This window comes from Nitrosopumilaceae archaeon, assembly GCA_035631875.1.
In the GTDB taxonomy this organism is placed as follows: Archaea; Thermoproteota; Nitrososphaeria; order Nitrososphaerales; family Nitrosopumilaceae; genus TA-20.
Genome location: DASQHX010000009.1, coordinates 484956 through 502598, shown reverse-complemented (window position 1 = coordinate 502598; position 17643 = coordinate 484956). Strand labels below are relative to the sequence as shown.

Annotated in this window: 16 protein-coding genes; 7 read left to right on the top strand and 9 right to left on the bottom strand. The window is 34.8% G+C overall.

Translation table 11 applies throughout. From position 1 onward, the window contains the following. Window positions 1-4833 (bottom strand): LamG-like jellyroll fold domain-containing protein (locus VEU72_04875; GenBank protein ID HYL66466.1); only part of this gene is annotated, 4833 nt, incomplete at its 3' end. A gap of 817 nt (window positions 4834-5650) precedes the next feature. On the opposite strand from VEU72_04875, the gene VEU72_04870 reads away from it, so the two are divergent. Next, window positions 5651-6451 (top strand): hypothetical protein, encoded by an 801-nt coding sequence (locus VEU72_04870; protein HYL66465.1) that lies wholly within the window; start codon window positions 5651-5653, stop codon window positions 6449-6451. 239 nt (window positions 6452-6690) lie between these two features. Here VEU72_04870 and VEU72_04865 read toward each other — a convergent pair whose 3' ends face one another. After that, a complete protein-coding gene (locus VEU72_04865) occupies window positions 6691-7470 on the bottom strand; it encodes a hypothetical protein (protein HYL66464.1) in 780 nt (259 codons plus the stop codon). 100 nt (window positions 7471-7570) lie between these two features. On the opposite strand from VEU72_04865, the gene VEU72_04860 reads away from it, so the two are divergent. Next, entirely contained in the window at window positions 7571-7789 is a 219-nt protein-coding gene (locus tag VEU72_04860; GenBank protein HYL66463.1) for a hypothetical protein, read from the top strand. 74 nt (window positions 7790-7863) lie between these two features. Continuing rightward, window positions 7864-8592, top strand: coding sequence for a hypothetical protein (locus tag VEU72_04855; GenBank protein HYL66462.1), 729 nt, complete (start codon window positions 7864-7866; stop codon window positions 8590-8592). A 210-nt stretch (window positions 8593-8802) separates the two neighbouring features. Here the strand turns inward: VEU72_04855 and VEU72_04850 are convergent, their stop codons facing one another. After that, window positions 8803-9444: a Snf7 family protein gene (locus tag VEU72_04850; GenBank protein HYL66461.1), complete on the bottom strand. Its 642-nt coding sequence runs from the start codon at window positions 9442-9444 to the stop codon at window positions 8803-8805. Between the two features lie 108 nt (window positions 9445-9552). Between VEU72_04850 and VEU72_04845 the strand changes: the two genes are divergently transcribed. Beyond that, complete coding sequence (locus tag VEU72_04845) at window positions 9553-10311, top strand: glutamate racemase (GenBank protein ID HYL66460.1); 759 nt, start codon at window positions 9553-9555, stop codon at window positions 10309-10311. Here VEU72_04845 and cobM read toward each other — a convergent pair. The 4 genes from cobM to VEU72_04825 all read right to left on the bottom strand — a co-directional run bounded on the left by cobM (window position 10306) and on the right by VEU72_04825 (window position 12956). After that, window positions 10306-11073 (bottom strand): precorrin-4 C(11)-methyltransferase, encoded by a 768-nt coding sequence (cobM, locus tag VEU72_04840; GenBank protein ID HYL66459.1) that lies wholly within the window; start codon window positions 11071-11073, stop codon window positions 10306-10308. The two genes, VEU72_04845 and cobM, sit on opposite strands and share 6 nt — an antisense overlap. After that, window positions 11066-11788 carry a precorrin-2 C(20)-methyltransferase gene (gene cobI, locus VEU72_04835; protein ID HYL66458.1) on the bottom strand — a complete coding sequence of 241 codons (723 nt, stop codon included), beginning with the start codon at window positions 11786-11788 and terminating at the stop codon, window positions 11066-11068. Before cobI ends, cobM begins: the two co-directional genes overlap by 8 nt. A gap of 127 nt (window positions 11789-11915) precedes the next feature. Next, window positions 11916-12506, bottom strand: a complete 591-nt coding sequence (cbiT, locus tag VEU72_04830) for a precorrin-6Y C5,15-methyltransferase (decarboxylating) subunit CbiT (protein ID HYL66457.1) — start codon at window positions 12504-12506, stop codon at window positions 11916-11918. A gap of 33 nt (window positions 12507-12539) precedes the next feature. Continuing rightward, window positions 12540-12956, bottom strand: coding sequence for a hypothetical protein (locus VEU72_04825; GenBank protein HYL66456.1), 417 nt, complete (start codon window positions 12954-12956; stop codon window positions 12540-12542). 96 nt (window positions 12957-13052) lie between these two features. On the opposite strand from VEU72_04825, the gene rqcH reads away from it, so the two are divergent. Genes rqcH through VEU72_04810 form a run of 3 tightly spaced genes read left to right on the top strand, consistent with a single transcriptional unit; the run spans window position 13053 to window position 16065 of the window. Continuing rightward, window positions 13053-14984: a ribosome rescue protein RqcH gene (gene rqcH, locus VEU72_04820; protein ID HYL66455.1), complete on the top strand. Its 1932-nt coding sequence runs from the start codon at window positions 13053-13055 to the stop codon at window positions 14982-14984. Further along, window positions 14981-15469 (top strand): Mut7-C RNAse domain-containing protein, encoded by a 489-nt coding sequence (locus VEU72_04815; protein ID HYL66454.1) that lies wholly within the window; start codon window positions 14981-14983, stop codon window positions 15467-15469. Before rqcH ends, VEU72_04815 begins: the two co-directional genes overlap by 4 nt. Continuing rightward, a complete protein-coding gene (locus tag VEU72_04810) occupies window positions 15466-16065 on the top strand; it encodes a TIGR00296 family protein (protein HYL66453.1) in 600 nt (199 codons plus the stop codon). Before VEU72_04815 ends, VEU72_04810 begins: the two co-directional genes overlap by 4 nt. Here the strand turns inward: VEU72_04810 and VEU72_04805 are convergent. Together VEU72_04805 and VEU72_04800 are read right to left on the bottom strand one after the other, a co-directional pair. Next, on the bottom strand, window positions 16060-16443 hold the full coding sequence (locus tag VEU72_04805; GenBank protein ID HYL66452.1) for a DUF126 domain-containing protein: 384 nt from the start codon (window positions 16441-16443) through the stop codon (window positions 16060-16062). The two genes, VEU72_04810 and VEU72_04805, sit on opposite strands and share 6 nt — an antisense overlap. Further along, window positions 16440-17594, bottom strand: a complete 1155-nt coding sequence (locus tag VEU72_04800; protein ID HYL66451.1) for an aconitase X catalytic domain-containing protein — start codon at window positions 17592-17594, stop codon at window positions 16440-16442. Before VEU72_04800 ends, VEU72_04805 begins: the two co-directional genes overlap by 4 nt. Between the last annotated feature and the right edge of the window lie 49 nt (window positions 17595-17643).

Sequence of the window (17643 nt, the reverse complement as noted above, 5' to 3'; positions counted from 1 at the left end):
TGATTTAGTTATTGTTCTATTTGTAGAGACCGAGTCAGTGAAGGACGGTAACTCTGAGATTGATTTAGTCATAGTTCTTGATGAAGTAGAGACTGAATCAGTGAATGATGGTGATTCGGAGACTGATGCTGATTTGTTGTGGACTACGGATGTTGATGCTGAGTCAGTGAATAGAATGGTCTGTTCTGAAATTGAGGCTGATTTGTTGTGGACTACGAATGTAGATGCTGAATCAGTTATTGATATGTTAGACTCTGCTATGGATTTACTAGATCCGTGTTTTGCAGAGACTGAATCAGTGAATGGGATGTTGGACTCTGCTATGGATTTAACAGATCCGTGTTTTGCAGAGACTGAATCAGTGAATGGGATGTTGGACTCTGTTATGGATTTACCAAATCCGTGTTTTGCAGAGACTGAATCAGTGAATAAAATGGTGGGCTCTGATGGTACTGCATTTCCAGCTGATTTTATTTCAACTATCGCCATTGACCACGTATGTCCTGTGGCACCAATGTTCCAACTTTCAGTATACTTACCCTGAGCCAAAGCCGGTTTATAACCACCAACTCCTGTCTGATCAACGGTTCCATTTCCAGCGTTATTCCATACTTTTGTTTGTCCACTTGAGGCAGTAGTGGCAAGATCTGTGCTTGAAGGAGATGCTACTTCAAAGAGATAGCTGTTACCCTGATTTGTGGTAAGAGTTGTTGTAAGAGTGGTTGCTGAACCACCCCATGTACCGTTTGCATGATTTGGCAGTGATGATTGATCAGCTCCAGAAAATTCCATGACACCTACTGTAGCGTTGGTTTTAGAAGTAAACGTCACTGTAACACTATGGGCACCGCTAGTTGGGTTTAGCAATCCATAGATTGCAGTAGCAGTTACTGCTGTACTGTTAACCATTGTACCTGGTATTAGATTGCTTTTGATTGATGTAATACCATCCAGTTTTATGGCTGAGATAGTAGGAGTACCGCCGTTATTACCAGTACTACCGGCAACTCTCCAGCTAACACCTACCATCAATAACCTATTTGGGTTAGAGTCAACAGTAATAGTGCCAGAAGTAAGAGTATTAGCAAATGTTATAGCACCATCGACAACTGGACCAATATGAATGGTAGCTGCAGGAGGATCATTTGCCACATACCAGGGTCTTGCTTCTGTGAAAGTTTGGTCTAGTCCATAATGAATCTCAGCAGGTCCTAATGCATACAGTTTTGGAAACTCTAATGGTACAGAATAAGAATATTGTACTGATGTCTTATTTCCTATAACATTTTTGTTCCATGTCAGAATCTTTGTATCTCCTACTGTTTCTACACTTGCGTCAGTTATAACATTAAATGATGATGGCACAAATTCCTGAATTTTCAAGTTATCTTGTGATACAAAAGATTCAATGTCGATTCGTACGTTAAACAGATTTTGGTTGCTTACTGGATCTATCTTACTATCAGCAGTTCTGACAATATCAAAATCAAATGATTTTTGGACCAAAAATGATGTACCAAAGTTAGCTGTGCCAGATGGGTTTTGTGCATTTACGTTAATGGTATAGTTTCCCTCAGATGTGGTGGTGTAATTGGCATCATACAGTCCACACTGAGCATCTGGTATGATTCCATTTCCTGTAGTAAGTGTAGTTATCTGTGAATTTGGATTTGTAACATCCATTGTTATGGCAGAATTACAAACTGGATGTCCTCCGTTATCTAATACAGTGATGATGAAATTTGCAGTCTCGCCTGGTCGGTAGATGCTTTTCTTGGTGTTAAGTGACACCAATCCCCACATGAATTGGTCTTGTGTTGTGTAGGTCTTGCCATCTTTGATCAGTGTTGCTTTTATCGTATAAAGACCAGGTGTGATACTTCTTGTTGAATTAAGTGTGATGTCGAATTTGCCATCAACTACTTTATCGATTGTTGTCTGTACTGATGTTATGCTGCCCTTTGGATCTATTGTTTGAACTGATATAGTCTGATTGGAATCAGTCCACTTGCCAGATTGTGACTGTGTTGTATCGTTTAGCGATGCTGCAGATGTGGTGATAGTTTGCGCCGAGCTGGTCAGATTCTTTGTGTTTACGTCCTGTGCTGTCTGTTTTATTTGATCAACTGTATCATTTAGTATTGATGCTACTTGGTGCACGTCTTCTTTTGCTGCAACTGTCTGGTTTAGAGCTTCTTGGAACTGCTGCAGAGATTTTGTCTTTTCTGCAGTAGCTATGGTTTGTTGCGCTTGCATGAGTTGTGCTTGTGTAGTATCAATTTGAATTTGAGCGGAGTTGATCTGTACTTGTGTTTGGTTTATCTGTTCAACTGCATGGGAAATGCCGCTGGTAGCAGTACCATTTACTACAACTTCGGTCTTGTTGAGATTTTCTTCAACTTTGTTTATTGTGGATAGATCATTTTTGATCTCTTTTTGTGCGTTCTTTAGTATATTGGAATCATTAAGGTATTGGAAGTCTAAATGTGGAGTTTCTGTTAAAAGATAACTTTTCTTTACTGTAGTTAATTGTGGAGTTATGGTGGCATTGGCAAATGCACCATCAATAACAGAAGTTGCATTTGTCAGTGTGGTAGAGTTTGTAGATATAGAGACTGTGTCTGTAAATGAGATTGCATCTGAAAGACCAGTAGAGTTTGTTTTAGTACTTGACATGGTACTAGTGGAATTGGAATTAGTAGAGTTTTCGAGTATAGATTTTGTAATGCCAGAGAGTACATTGGTGTCATATAGTTGTGCAATCTGAGACTGGCTCAAAGTAGAGTTGTACAGGTTTACACTTTCAATAGATCCAGAAAACTTGTTACTTGGTGTTCCACGTAAAGTGTTAAGATATGCACCTATCACAATGTCTGCGTTAGATGATAGCGAGTCTATCGTTTTTGTAGTCAACTGACCATTAACAGATAATGTTGGAACTCCTGATACTGAGAGTGTGGATTGCAGTGTGCCGTTTACATAGATGCTAATTGAAGATCCATTAAATGTTGCAGCCAAATGGGTCCAGTTTTCTTCAATTGGAATAGTAGAGTTGACAGTATACCACTTGATTCCATTATACACTGAAAATGCGGCTATCTTTTGTGGTGGAATGAGGTTGTTAATTGACATGGCAAACTGATTTTCCTTGCTGATTACGGTAAATTGTGGTGAACCTTGGCTATAGTCTGGCTTTATCCAAGCAGATATGGAAAGTGCAGATAGGTTTCTAGTAGAGTTTACATTTTCGGTCAAATACCCTGTTCCTGTCAGTTGTAATGATGATGTGTTTGTGATATTTTTTAGCGTTGTCTTTGTGGTAGTAGAATTTGGAAGCGAGTTAAATTGCCAAGATTTTGTTGCGTTGGGAAGAGTAACAATAGTGCTGTTAGAAGCGTTAGATGTGGAATTGTTAATTATTACCGAGTTAGGAATTATTACTTTTGATGTCTCATTTGTTGGTGCTGTAGCATTTACAATGGTAGCATTGACAAGTGGGGTAACTAAATTAGAATTAAGATAGGCTGTTATGGCGTCTGTTATTTTCATCGAGTCCAAGATAGATGTGGTATTGGCTGATACTGTATTGAGAGTAGAGTTTGTGTGTACTGTGTTGAGAGTAGAATTGGTTTTGAGAGGTGCGTTTGTAGTGGAATTTGTGGAATTGGTTACAAGAGATGTGTTAGATGTTTTCAGTGTAGAATTGTTTGCTGTCTGGTTTAGCAATAGATTGCTAGTATTATTAGAGATTTGACTAGACAGTGTGGAAGATTGGATAGGAGGAAGGGTACCAGATGAATTCATGGACGAATTAGTCAATGGGTTTGGTGACTGGGTGTTATTCATCTGCTCAGCATAAGCATATGATAAAAATGTTGGAGAAATTGATAATGGTGTAACTATTACAGAAGAAACCAAAATTATAAGAAAACAAAACGAGACAAATTGTTTCATTCTAAAAAATTCTAATTTTACCTCTTCGGATCTAGCTAAGATGTAACCCGATAGAGGTACCAACAGCAAAAATATTGCTGGATTTTTTAAATTATCAACACCATGAGTTGTTCTATTGATGTTGTCATCAATTGATTGTGAAAATGAAGAAAGAAGATCATTACTTCCACTAGCTATTGCAAGTGTAGAAAAATTATTCTTATAAGATAAAGTTTTTAATAATTTTTCAACTATCTTTAGTGGATTATCGTCATTCCAGTTTATAGTAGACAATTTTATATTTTTTATAAAATCAGCAGTGACAGCAGAATGATGATTCCATGAAAGATCATCGACAAACATTATTTTGCCGTTGTATCTGATCTTAACAACATTAGATATTCTTTCCAATGTTGTGGAAAATTGTGATTCATGTTTTGCAATTAATACAACATTAGGATTTACAATTTCAGTTCTAAATGACAATGTTTCTTGGACCACAACATATTTGTTTTTTAAAATTGGAGTTGGATTTGGTGTTACCTGATCATTTTGTGGATTTCCATTAGTATCTGAAATTCCAATATTTTCAGAAGAGCTCACTTGAAAGTGTCTATGGCTTTCTGTTTTGATCGAATTTGATTGATCAATTATTTTTCCACTGTTTCCAAGAACTCCAGCTGCATTATCCATGTTTGGTATTGTTGAGCTTGCATCAACATTTGCAATCATTGATGATGCAAGTAAAATAAAAATAAAAAGAGGAATTTTTTTTGTTCTAATGCTATTTTTATTAATTTGTTTTATTGTAATAAAATTGCTAAAATTTTTGATCGATTCAGTATTAACTATAATTGCAATTATGGATAGTATAACATTGACAATTTTCTTATTTTCCATGACATTAATGAAACGATTTAGGCATTAAGACGGATGGAATTCAATCATGCAATTCCAGCCCATCTTGGCATAGATGTATACCCTATGCTTCCATTTTGGAATAATTTTTATGAGTAGATAACAAAAAATCGTTTGATCTAATTAATCTTAACAGAGTTTCTGAAAATGATTTATTACAAATTGTGATTTTTTTGTTTTCTAATTATTTTAAAAGATTCTCATAAACGATATTAACAAAATAGGAATAGGCAATTTTACCATACAAACCAATTTTGTAATTTTGTTCATATAACATTGATTTTTTTCAAAGCAATGATTTCAAAAGAAAAGGTATTATTTTATTTTGTTCATGATAACCTTATATGATTATAATTAGGTGTTGAACTACAATTTTCAGTTTGTTATACGGGTATTGATCACTCTTATATGACTGGAATAAATTTTCTTATATGCGTATAATGACGAATAAACCAATTAATTTCCAAATTTTTATTATGTAAAAAAAGGGATTTATCGATAAAAAGTAAAAATGACTTCCCATGGATGTTTCTGGCTTGAAATCAATCTAAGGATCTGTAGGAGCAACATTCGTTATTGATTGGATTAATTATTGCAAGCATTTATCCAAGAAAGTTTTGAAAAGGAAAACTCCAACAAATCATAATGCGGGTCTTACAGGACTCGAACCTTTGGGTTCAGATCTGTGAAAATCTGTTCGGAGGATTAAAAGTACTAATCCTGAAATTATGAATGATTTTGTTCTATTGTCATTGTTACATCCCATTTATTATAAATAAAATCAGACTAAAGTGGATTAATGGAATCCAGTAAAGTGCTCATTATCATAGGTGTAATAATTATTGGGTTCGGATTTTTAACAGCAAATATGTATTTAAAAAATATGGACTTATCATCACAAAATTCATCATTAAAAAATAATGTTTCAGTTTTTGAAAAGAATAACACAGATTTATCGATGCAGTTATCATCATTAAAAAATAATGTTTTAGTTTTTGAAAAGAATAACACAGATTTATCGATGCAGTTATCATCATTAAAAGAACAATTAACCTATGGAACACAATACATTGCCAATATCGATAATAATGCTCAAAATCCTTGCGCAGGGAACAAAAATGAACGATCGAAGATATGTGATATTCTTCCAAATCAAAATGACACTGGAACAGCTTGGAAAATTATACCAACATCGCCTGTAAAAGAAATCAAATCCGAATTAGTAAATTCAACGGGATTCGAAAATGGAATTGTTCAGTCGTACATCAAAAATGTTATTGGTTTTAATTTTACCGTTACCGTATCAGTTCTTCAATTTAATTCAGAGACTGATGCTACAGAATCTTATACGGAAGCTATTTCAAAGTTGAAAGAAAATGGTGGATTTACAGAATTTGATACAAGTAAAATTGCAGCAAAATGTTTTGGAAAATACGCTTACCAACATCCCTATGATGCAAATACGTATTATGGTCCAGTGGATTTCTATTGTGTTAAAAGCAACATTCTCTACCACGTAAATGCAGTTAAAGGATATTTCAATACTCAGGAATTAAACGATGTCTATAATTTTGCTAAAGTGTTCGGAACGAAACTCTAGTAATAACTCATCATAATTGAACTTTTTTCAAATTATTAGCGAAATTGATTATAGAATACGCTATGTCATATTCATCTTTTAATTTTGGAGACATCAAGTCATCAAAAAATATTCGAAACACGTTTACCCGTACATCTTTCATTGCATTAACCACATCAAGAAAATCATCAGAGTATCTTTTTGCTATTGAAATTACGTATTACATTTGAGCTATCAAGGCTTTTTGTTCCAAATTCAAATTATGAATTTTCTAAATTATTAAAATGAGCTTTTCTTGTGATAGATATGACCGTACCAAGTGCTACAAACAGAGAAACAATAGGCAATGGAAACTCTGGCAAGGATTCATCAGGTGATACAATTACTCCCCACTTGCTTGGAATAGGAATTCCAAATTGAGAAGTTGAGGTCAGGTTTTCCGGAAAGGCATAGATCTTGTTTGCGTGTGAATCATATACTCCAAGGTAAAAACTATACACATCTGATCTTCCAAGCAGATCAATTGGAATTCTAAACTCATAATTTGAATGTGGTATGGCAGTATAGTGATCATTTTCATCTGAAACTGCTGCAGCTCCTATGACTCCAGGATTGGCAATATTTGTAAAGTGACCAGTCTGTTCCAATGTAGAACCACCCCTTAATACAAAAGGGTTATTATTGCCTAGTGCAACTCCAAAACAATAATCATCTTCTGCAATTTTACTTGTATTATTATTGCCATCAAAACAAATGATCGCTCTATCTGATCCTTTGTTAAAGTGTGTCATGGAAACTGCGTCAATAAGTACATAGATAAAATTTCCTTGATGTGCAGTTCTTAACTGCATCCTAGTTCCATCATCATATGATAAAGTATACTCGCTGGTTGCTTTCCATTCTTCATAAGATGTCCACTTGCCATTCCAAGTTATGTCGTTCATTAGAACTGATTTTGTTATTGGTATCTGTTCAGTAGCATATGCTGATTGTACTATACACAATGCAATTATTGATAAAACAAGAATAGAATTTTTCATCTTATTATCAATACAATACAGATCACTGATACAAATATTTTAATCCAGAACACATATGCTGAATATCTTTATATGATAAGTTAGTAAATCACAGAAAGACTTGAACAAGAAATATGGCATAGCTGTTATAATAATAGGTGTCATTATTGTAGGAGTTTTGGTATTTACATATGGCAGTAATGCCAATACGAATTCTGTTATACAAAATAAGCAATCAAATGCTTCAAATTCCATAACAATAAGCCCGGCAACTAACACAACTGGAAGGCACTTTTTTGCTGGTGTAGATGAGAATGTAAAAATCACGACAAATCCATGATCATGCCAGATTGGCACGCATCATGCATGATATTTTCCGCAAGCTCTAATAGTTGAGTCTACTATTTACCAATAATGCAAAAAACAACGACAGCAATACTGGCTATATCGATAGCTGCCATAACGGTCAGCTTTATAGCAGCAAACGGTATGCTTCCAACGACATTCATGGTTGCGCAAAGCAATCATCCACCCGGCATCAATGATAAAAGTGTGATGTTAGGACACGTTACCTATGTGGTAAAAGGTCCTGATGGTCACATCAAGGCATATGCCCAAACAGACAACTCCAGAACAGTAGAAGGAGTAAACTGTGCAGAACAGATTCTGTTCAATCCAAACAATGGACAAAAACTAGTCACCAACAACACAGCTAGCGCTTGTCCTGGTATGGATGTTAGAAGTTCAACTGGATTCAATGGCTTTAATGTAATTGGTCTAGTAAACGGCTCTAGTACTGCAAACATGATACTTAACGGCTCAGACAACATATCCACCTCAAAGATTGGTGGAACCCGTACAAGTGCAGCAGACGGAATAATTGTTACTGCAAATGAAGGTGCATCTGTAGCAAGTACAGTAGCTGGAACAGCAACATACAACCAGATAACAATCACATCACCAGCATTCACATTCACAGGTGATAGAGCTACGGGAACAAACATACGTGGTTCATTCTTGCTGAATAACACAGGAAATGCAGCAAACGTAGCTACATTCGCAGAAAATACGTTTACTGGCGGTGGTGTAGCTGTAGCTAGCGGAGACACTCTAACTGTCACTTGGACAATAACCCTAACCTAAGCACTAACCAATTTTTTTAGGCAGTGCTTAGTTTTTTTATATAATTAGTCATTGAAAAAATATTGTGATTTAATGATGATTATCATAACCCATCTTGATTCAAAAGACCTTCAATTTGTTCAAGCATGTGTCTATTCACTAACGAAGATCTGAATATAGTTATAATAGAAAAAGAGGACGTATTCGCCAATTTCCCATTGCGAGTTCTCCCTACTCGTATGTAGATTGTGACGATACACCCGAGGGTGATGGAACTGATGGGAATCTGTCGCCAATTTGTTGTTCTGCAACTGCCGACGCTTCTTGTAGGATCTTGTCTGTTTCCTCGTTTGATACATCAGAGTCTACGCTAAAGTCTCCACTGGCTAATGAATCCATCATTAGTCCGTTGAGTGTCTGGGTCATAGAGTTTAGTTCGGAATCTGCTTCTGGCATGAATCTTCCAAGGGATGATTTGAGTCCCTTCATTGTTGACATTGCTGGTGCGATTGCTACCATTGCATCTCCAAGATCGTGGATGGTAGTTAGACGTAATTGCACCTGTTCTAGTGCCATTCTTGCATTTCCTAGCATTTTTGTGACCTTTCTTATTTCAGCAAGTTCATTTGACAGAACTCTGCTTGTACTAGAGTCGTGTTGTTGCATTGCGGCTACGATTCGTTTGAAAAGCTGGGCATCTCTTTCCCTTAACTTTCCTAACATAGAATCCATCTTCGATATTTGACCCTGTAACTTGTTCACAGCGCCCTCTATCCTAGGTTTGAGTGCACCCTGTGGTTTTACAGTTTCACGTAATTTTTCGGTTAAACCCACAGACTCTGGTCGAGTCCATGTTTTATCGAAGCCGGTCATGCGAGGTACTTTAAAATTTGATTCTTAATGGCAGGTGTATATTATCATCAACATTAGGCTAAATTTAGCTCACAAAATGTAAATCAGGTACATAGCAATTTGTGGTTTGTGGTAAAAATTGCTGTCTTTGATTCCGGCTTGGGTTCACTTTCAATAATTAAACCAATTCAGAAAAAAATTGTTGCCGATATAATCTATTTTGCCGATCAAAAGAATTTTCCATATGGCAAAAAATCTGTTCTAGAACTTGAAAAAATAATAAAATCTACTATTGAAATACTAGATAAAAATTTCAGTCCCGATATAATAGTAATTGGTTCTAACACACCATCGCTTTTATTAAAAAATATTAATAATAATACTAGAATTGTTAGAGTTTTCCCACCGCTAAAAGATGCAAAACAAAAAACAAAAACAAAAACAATAGCAATTCTTGCTACAGAATCTGTAATTAAAAGTAATACATTACAAAGTTATATTAAAAAAAATCTGCCTAAAAAAATCAAAGTTGTTAAAATTAATGCATCATCACTTGTAGAGCTTGTCGAGTCTGGTAAATTTATGGATAACAAAAAACTGTGTATAAATATAATTAAAAAGATTTTATCAAAACCATTTATACAGAATCATGTTGATGTTGCAACTTTATCAAGTACACATCTTCCTTTTCTTGTGCCTTTATTAAAAGAAGTTTTTCCTGATATTATATTTTTAGATCCAGGAGATGTTGTTGCAGATAAAATTGCCAAGAAATTAAGACATCAAAATAAAACAAAGACACTGACCATATTTGCATCAGGAAATGTGCAAGTGTTTCAAAAAAAATTATCTAAAATAGGGATTAAAAACAAAGTTAGATCATTATGATTTGATTTTTGCTTTTCTGAATCCATGGCTAAAAGTTTTATCATATAATTTAGAATACTCGTAAGATTTTGGTTTTATCACATCACCAATTATGACAATTGCAGTTCTGGTAATTTTTTCGTCTCTGACTTTTTTTGTTATATCTGTTAGTGTTCCAGTAATTATTTTTTGATCACCCCAGCTTGCACGATAAACTACCGCAGCAGGAGTAGAAGTTGTATATCCACCATCTATTGCTTGCTTTACAATTTCTGAGAGAAGGTGAACACTGAGATAAAATATCATGGTAGCTTTATGCTTTGCAAGTTCTGAGATTCTCTCTTTTTTAGGAACTTTGGTTCGTGATTCTGCTCTTGTTATAATCATGGTCTGAGTTACACCTGGAAGTGTTAATTGTATCCCAAGTGCTGCAGCTGATGCCAAAAATGATGTTACGCCAGGAACAACTTCTGATTCAATATCTTCGGGTTGCAGATTGTCTATCTGTTCTTTTATTGCACCATATATGCTTGGATCACCATCATGTAATCTTACAACAATTTTGTTTTTCTTTGCATTATCTTTCAAGATTTCAAAAATCTCTTCTCGAACAAGTTTTGAAGCATCATAAAGTTTTGCTTTTTTACAGAAATTAAGAATTGGAGTTGGAATTAATGAACCAGAGTACACTACGACATCTGCCTTTTGAATTATTTTTTTTGCTTTAACCGTAATAAGATCAGGATCACCGGGACCGCAGCCAACAAAGTAAACTTTATGCACGTTTTACCACCATGATTGAAAAGTATTTTGTAGTCATTGTATCTTTGGTAACTTCACCTAGGGTTAACTTTTTGATTATTTCCTGATCAGTTCCTATATCTTGGCCAATTGCAAAAATTGAGCTATCTGGAAATCCAGCTTCTTTTAGTAATTGTATTACCTGATCAAAATATCTACCGTCTTTTAGAAAAATCATGGTATCGCAATTTTTTGCAGTTTCCTTAACTCTTGACAGATCATAGCATGATGGAATCACTGCCATTGTTTCTGCACCTTCTGCAAGACTAATTCCTACTTTGGATGCAAAAGTAAACATGGATACAATTCCAGGGATGACACTAATCTTAATCTCAGGATGTTTTGCTTGCAATTCTCTATCAATGTAGATCCACGTACTGTAAAGATATGGATCGCCAACTGTAAGATAAACTACTTTTTTTCCAGAAAGAACCTTTTCTGCAATGGTTTGAGCATTTTGTTGCCAACTATTTTCTAAAGTATCTTTTTCCTTAACCATTGGAAACACCAAGTTAATAACTTCTGGATTTTTGGACTTGTCAACTAATGATTCTACGATAGAATAAACAATGCTTGGTTTTCCTTCTTTAGAGGTAGGACAGATAATCACTTCGGCATTTTTTATTGCTTTTACTGCCTTTACCGTTAAAAGATCAGGATCACCTGGACCACAGCCAACACAGATAAGCTCAGACATTAATTGCAATCAAAATTGTGCCTAATTAAAAGCTAGATTTTGGAGAAACGTTGCATATAACAGGAACAAAATGAAAATCTTATGGAACATTTTTGGATTAAGATTTAATGGAATATTGTCGCCGTCGCTAGATTTTTGATGCAGAAATTATTGTGACAGGATTTCTTGCAAGCATCATTGTACCAGTAGAGGTTTTACGACTCTTTGAAATTGTAATTTGTGTGATATCTATTGATGAGAATTTGAGCGTTTCAACTACATTTAAAACTGCAAACAGAGTTTCAATGAGAATTGTCCCTATTACTATTCTACCACCTTGTTTAAGTTTAGATTCACAAAGTTTTACGATATCAGCTGTGTCACCACCAGTGCCTCCTATGAAAACCACATCAGCCATTGGCAATTCTGAAATTTTTTCTTTTGCATTGCCTAAAATCACAGTAACGTTAGAAATTTGGAATTTGGCAAGATTTTTTTTGGTTAAATCTACTGCATTAGGGTCAAGATCAATTGCAAATACTTTACCTAATTGTTGTACTTGTAAAGCAGCCTCAACAGATACAGAACCGCTTCCACAACCAACATCATAGATTATTTGGCCTGGTGAGAGCCTTCCTTTACTTATTTGAACAGCTCTTACCTCCTCTTTGGTTATAGGAACTTCTTCAGCTCTCTCAAAAAATTCATCGGGGATTCCTGGAGTGCTATGTTTCCACATTCTAGATGAATTATGCAGTCTTGATATTTAGTGCTACCTAATAACTTGTAAACCTACTTCTGGATGAATCAGGGTGTTTACAAGAATCCAGCTAAATATGAACATGAAAAAGTAGCTTCCTATACCTGTCATGATCAATTTTTTCTTATCAGAAGCTGGCAATTGAATTCGCATCGCTTTTGCTATTGCGTATGATATGATAAACAAGAAAATCATAATTCCAAATCCCAAAAATGGTCTTGATGTCTCTTCAATAGAGAATCCAAGCTCTGCTGAGAGTGCACCTGCGAGTATGCCCATACCTACACGAAGCCAAAAAAGTTTGTCAAGTGGGTTTTTTCGCTTAACCCCTTCTGTCTGATTTGGCGCAGGAACTTCGGGGGATGTATCCTTTGTGTTAGGATTATTTGGAGCAGGTGTTTCTTTTTCTTTTTTTGGATGTCTAGTCAATTAAATTTACAAAGTGACTCACAGTCATCCTTGTTTAAAATCTTTGGATGACTATTCAATAGCAACAGTATAATTTTAGAGTGATAACTCTTCATTATGACGCTAGCTGGAATCGAGTTACGTTACTTGGTAAATGAAATTAGTAAAAACATAAGCGAATATTATGTAAGCAATATCTATGGAATAAGCCGTAATAGTATTCTTTTCAAATTACATCACCCCGAAAAGCCAGATATCTTACTAATGTTTTCTACATTTGGCTTTTGGATTACTACAAGAAAGATAGAACAAATAGAAGAAAATAGACTAGTAAAGAGATTAAGAAATGATCTTCTAAGATCCAAAATTTCGGAGATAAAACAAATTGGCACAGAAAGAATTGTATACATTACATTTAGTGGATTAAATCAAGAATTTGTTCTTGTAGGGGAATTTTTTGGTGATGGTAATATTGTTCTGTGCAATAAAGAAATGAAAATTCTTTCCTTATTACACTCAATAGATGTCAGACATAGAAAATTAAATGTGGGTTTTAATTACGAATTACCACCTTTAGGTGGTTTAAACATTTTTGAAATGGCATTAAAAGATCTCATTGATATTAAATCAGTTTCAACAGCCATAGTAAGATGGATAGGTAGAACTCTAGGACTTCCTACAAAATATGCTGAAGAAATAATGAAGCGTGCAAATATAGATCCACAGTCACCAGGAAATAGTCTTTCTGATAATGATATAGAAAAAATTTTTAACGTTACAAAATCTATTACAGAAAAAGTTGTAAATGGAGTTCATGAACCATTATTGGTACGTGATGAAAAGAAATCAGATGTTTTACCTTTACCGCTAGGAGATGTAGAAAACAAAAACTGTACTAGAGTAGCAAGTTTTATGGAAGGTCTTGATTTACTTTTTACAGAAAATCTTCTTGAAGCTGGTAAAACATCACAAGCAAACACTGTTACTCAAAAGATAGAGGAATTTGAACATAAATTAGAGGAACAAACTAAAGCAATTTCTACAGTTAAGCAAAGGACTGGTTCAATCTCAACTGTAGCAAAATTTCTTTTAGAATTTAACTCTAAAGGAATAGCCTCACTTGAGGATCCTAATATCTTACAGATGTTTAAGGAGCAAAACACATCATTTGCAAAAGAAAGAGGAATTTCATTTCTACTAGTCAAAGAGGAGAAAATAAAAATAAATCCAGATTCATCTATACCAGCCATTGCATCAACCTTATTTAACGAATCAAAAAGGCAGTTAAAAGCAATTGAGACCATAGAATTAGAAAAGAGAAAAACTGAAAGAATCTTGGAAGGATTTAGAAAACAAGCCAGTATTGCAAAGGATTCTGTTGTTTTTTCAGTGCAAAAAAAAAGAGAATGGTATGAAAGATACAGGTGGTTTTTCACTTCAGATGGTCTTTTGGCAATAGGTGGTCGTGATGCATCATCAAACTCATCAGTCATAAGAAAACATCTTGAAAAAGATGATAAGGTATTTCATGCAGAAATTGTTGGATCACCTTTTTTCTTATTAAAAAATAGTTCGGATAATACAGTTACAAGTGTAAAGGAAACTGCACATGCCACTGTTTGTTTTAGTAGAGCTTGGAGGGAAGGATTGTATGGATTAAATGCATATTGGGTAACTTCAGATCAGATAAAAACAGCGGCACCAAGCGGTCAATTTATTGCAAAGGGTTCATTCATAGTTGAAGGAACCAGAAGTTTTGTCCAAGTAACTACACTACAACTTTCTGTAGGGTTATATCAAAAAGGAGATAGTTATTCATTGATGTGCGGACCATCTGAACCAATCAAAAAAAATTGTGTTTACTATGTTACTATTGAGCCATCCGGTCTAGAAATGGTAGAAGTAGCAAAAAAAATCAAAATTGAGTTTCAAAAATTTAAAGAAAAAGAAGATATTGTTAAAGCAATAAGTATTGATGATTTCATTCGAGTTTTACCTGCAGGAGATAGTCACATAGTGGAATCAGGAACAGGGCGGGCATTTAATTGAGTGAAAAAAGACCTAATTTCATAGTAGATGCAATGCTTGGCAATCTGGCAAAAAAATTACGAATTCTTGGATATGATTCAAAATATTTTTCATCCATTGAAGATGATAAGCTCATTGCAATAGCAAAAAATGAAAAACGAATAATCCTAACAAAAGATGAACAACTTACCAAAATTTCTGAAAAACAAAGTGTCGTTTCTGTGCTTATTAGAGGAAATGATGAACTTGAACAAATTGCACAAATAAATGCAAAAATAAAGCTTGATCAACTTGTAATGGATACAAACAATTCTCGTTGTATAGTCTGTAATGGTAGTTTACAATCAATAGAAAAATATCGAATCATAGGCAAAGTTCCTGAAGGAATTTTGGAAAGGGAAGAAAAGTTTTGGATGTGCGATTCATGTAAAAAGATCTATTGGGAAGGCACACATTTTGTAAAGCTTCAAGAATTTGTTAATAAATTAAACAACAGGTTACAATGATACTATCAGATCAGGATGGAGAAACCATAGTAAAGACAGCTAGAGATGCAGTAAAAGAATATCTTAAAACAGGAAAAAAAATTAATTTGCATGAAGATTTCAAGTCAAAATTTTCATATAATTCCGGAGTCTTTGTAACTTTGAACAAAAACGAAAATCTTAGAGGATGTATTGGATTTCCAACACCTGTAAAAAAACTTTATCAATCCCTTGTAGATGCAGCTATTGCTTCTTCAACCGAAGATCCACGATTTCCACAAGTTCGATATGAGGAATTAAATGAGATTTCTTTTGAGGTAACCATTTTGACTCCTCCTAAAGAAGTAAAAGTAACAAACCCACTCGAATATACTAGTAAGATAAAGGTAGGTAGAGATGGTCTTATCGTAAAATGGGAGTTTGGTTCTGGGCTTCTTTTACCACAAGTTCCTGTTGAATATGGCTGGAATGAAGAGGAATTTCTTAATCACACGTGTGAGAAAGCAGGTGCACCCTCTGATTGTTGGAAAAGTAAAAACACCACAATACTACAATTTGAAGGAATTGTTTTTAGTGAAACAAAACCAAACGGAAATGTGGAAAGAGTTTCTCTATAGAATTTTTCCATTTTCTGTATCAAGAATAATTTTTGCACCGTCTTTTATAGAATAGTATTCGTCTTTTGATGCTACAACTAGAGGAATATTTGCAAGAGCACAGCCAGAAGCAGTAGTAAGATCTGCCTTTAAACAGATCATTGCCTGCGGAGCACATTTGTTAGATTTTATAGAATATATGGTATAAGCACCAACACTGCTTCCAATACCATATGGAAAGACAAGAATTTTTTCTGCAAGAGATTTACCAAAGAGATCGTGTTTTTCATCTTTGATTTTGCCAGTTTTTTTGTCAACTGCACCAAGAAAATTCATCGGATTTTTTGCAACCAGTGCAATACCTTGTACTTTGCCTTTTACAATTACTTTTATGGTCATTTTGTTTCCTCCTCCACAATTTGACTTAGACTCTTTAGGTTTACATCTACTCCATTTGAGGTTCGCAGATAGTATGCCCCCTTTACACTATTTGTAATTACACCATCTACATTTTTCTTATCAATTAAAGGTGTAAGACAGATACAACAATCATAAAGAATTTCTCCTCCTGCACGTTCAATTTCTTTTGCATAACCAAACTTTCTTGTCTGTTCCTGAATTGCTCGTGGGCAGAACACCATACAACGTTTCTTGAAGATTCTTCCCTTTAGCATACCTGTAAGGTCTGATATTTCATCAAGACCAAGCTGCGGACTGCCCAGAGTTATAATGTCACCAGAATCTGCAGTGTTTAGCTCATCATGAGTTTTCTGCATCTCTCTTTTGTCAAAATCAATCGTTTCCCCTTTGGCATCTCCCAAAGTGAACATTCCACACGCGCCTGATGTCCCCATTCCAGCACAAAGTGATTTGCAGCTACGTCTATCAAGCTCGCTTACTCCAGAAATGGCAACAGAGCTTCCTGCTACTTTTCCTGCATAATATCCTAGCAGTCCAAATGCAAGTTCATCTTTTTTATCTGCTTTCATGCGTATTGTCAAATTGGGATTTCTGGTCTCATCTTTTCTTAGATCAGAAAAAGGACTTTTGCCTGTCAATGCACTTGCAAGTGCACTAAACGCACCTTCCTTGTTTGTTTTAAGCTTTGATATAGAATTTGCATAAATTGCAGCATTGCTTTCAGCAAAAGATACATGGGTACCACTTTTTGGCAAATCAAAAATCTCATATGGAATACAAGAAAAAGACGAGATAGATCCCATCTTTTCGTAAGAATTTTTTATGCTTTTTTGTTTTGTAATAAATTCATCATTAAGATCATATCTTGTAACAGTATCAAAATCAAAGCCCATTGGATTTACTGTAGTTTTAATTTTAAACTTGGCATCATTACTTAATTTTGCAAGAAATTCCTCTCCTGCATCCCCTATAGTATTATAATTAATTCCAGAAAGATGAGCCCATTCTACAGGTAATAGGCGATCAGCATTAGTAGCTTCACCTACAGCTACTAGTACTCGGTATGCAAGAGCAAGTGTTTCTCCTTGTTCGCCTTTTAATGCTGCTTCTTCATCTTTTGTTAAATCCAATATGCGTCATTATTCTAACAGATATAATACTTGTATGGTCTAAGATATG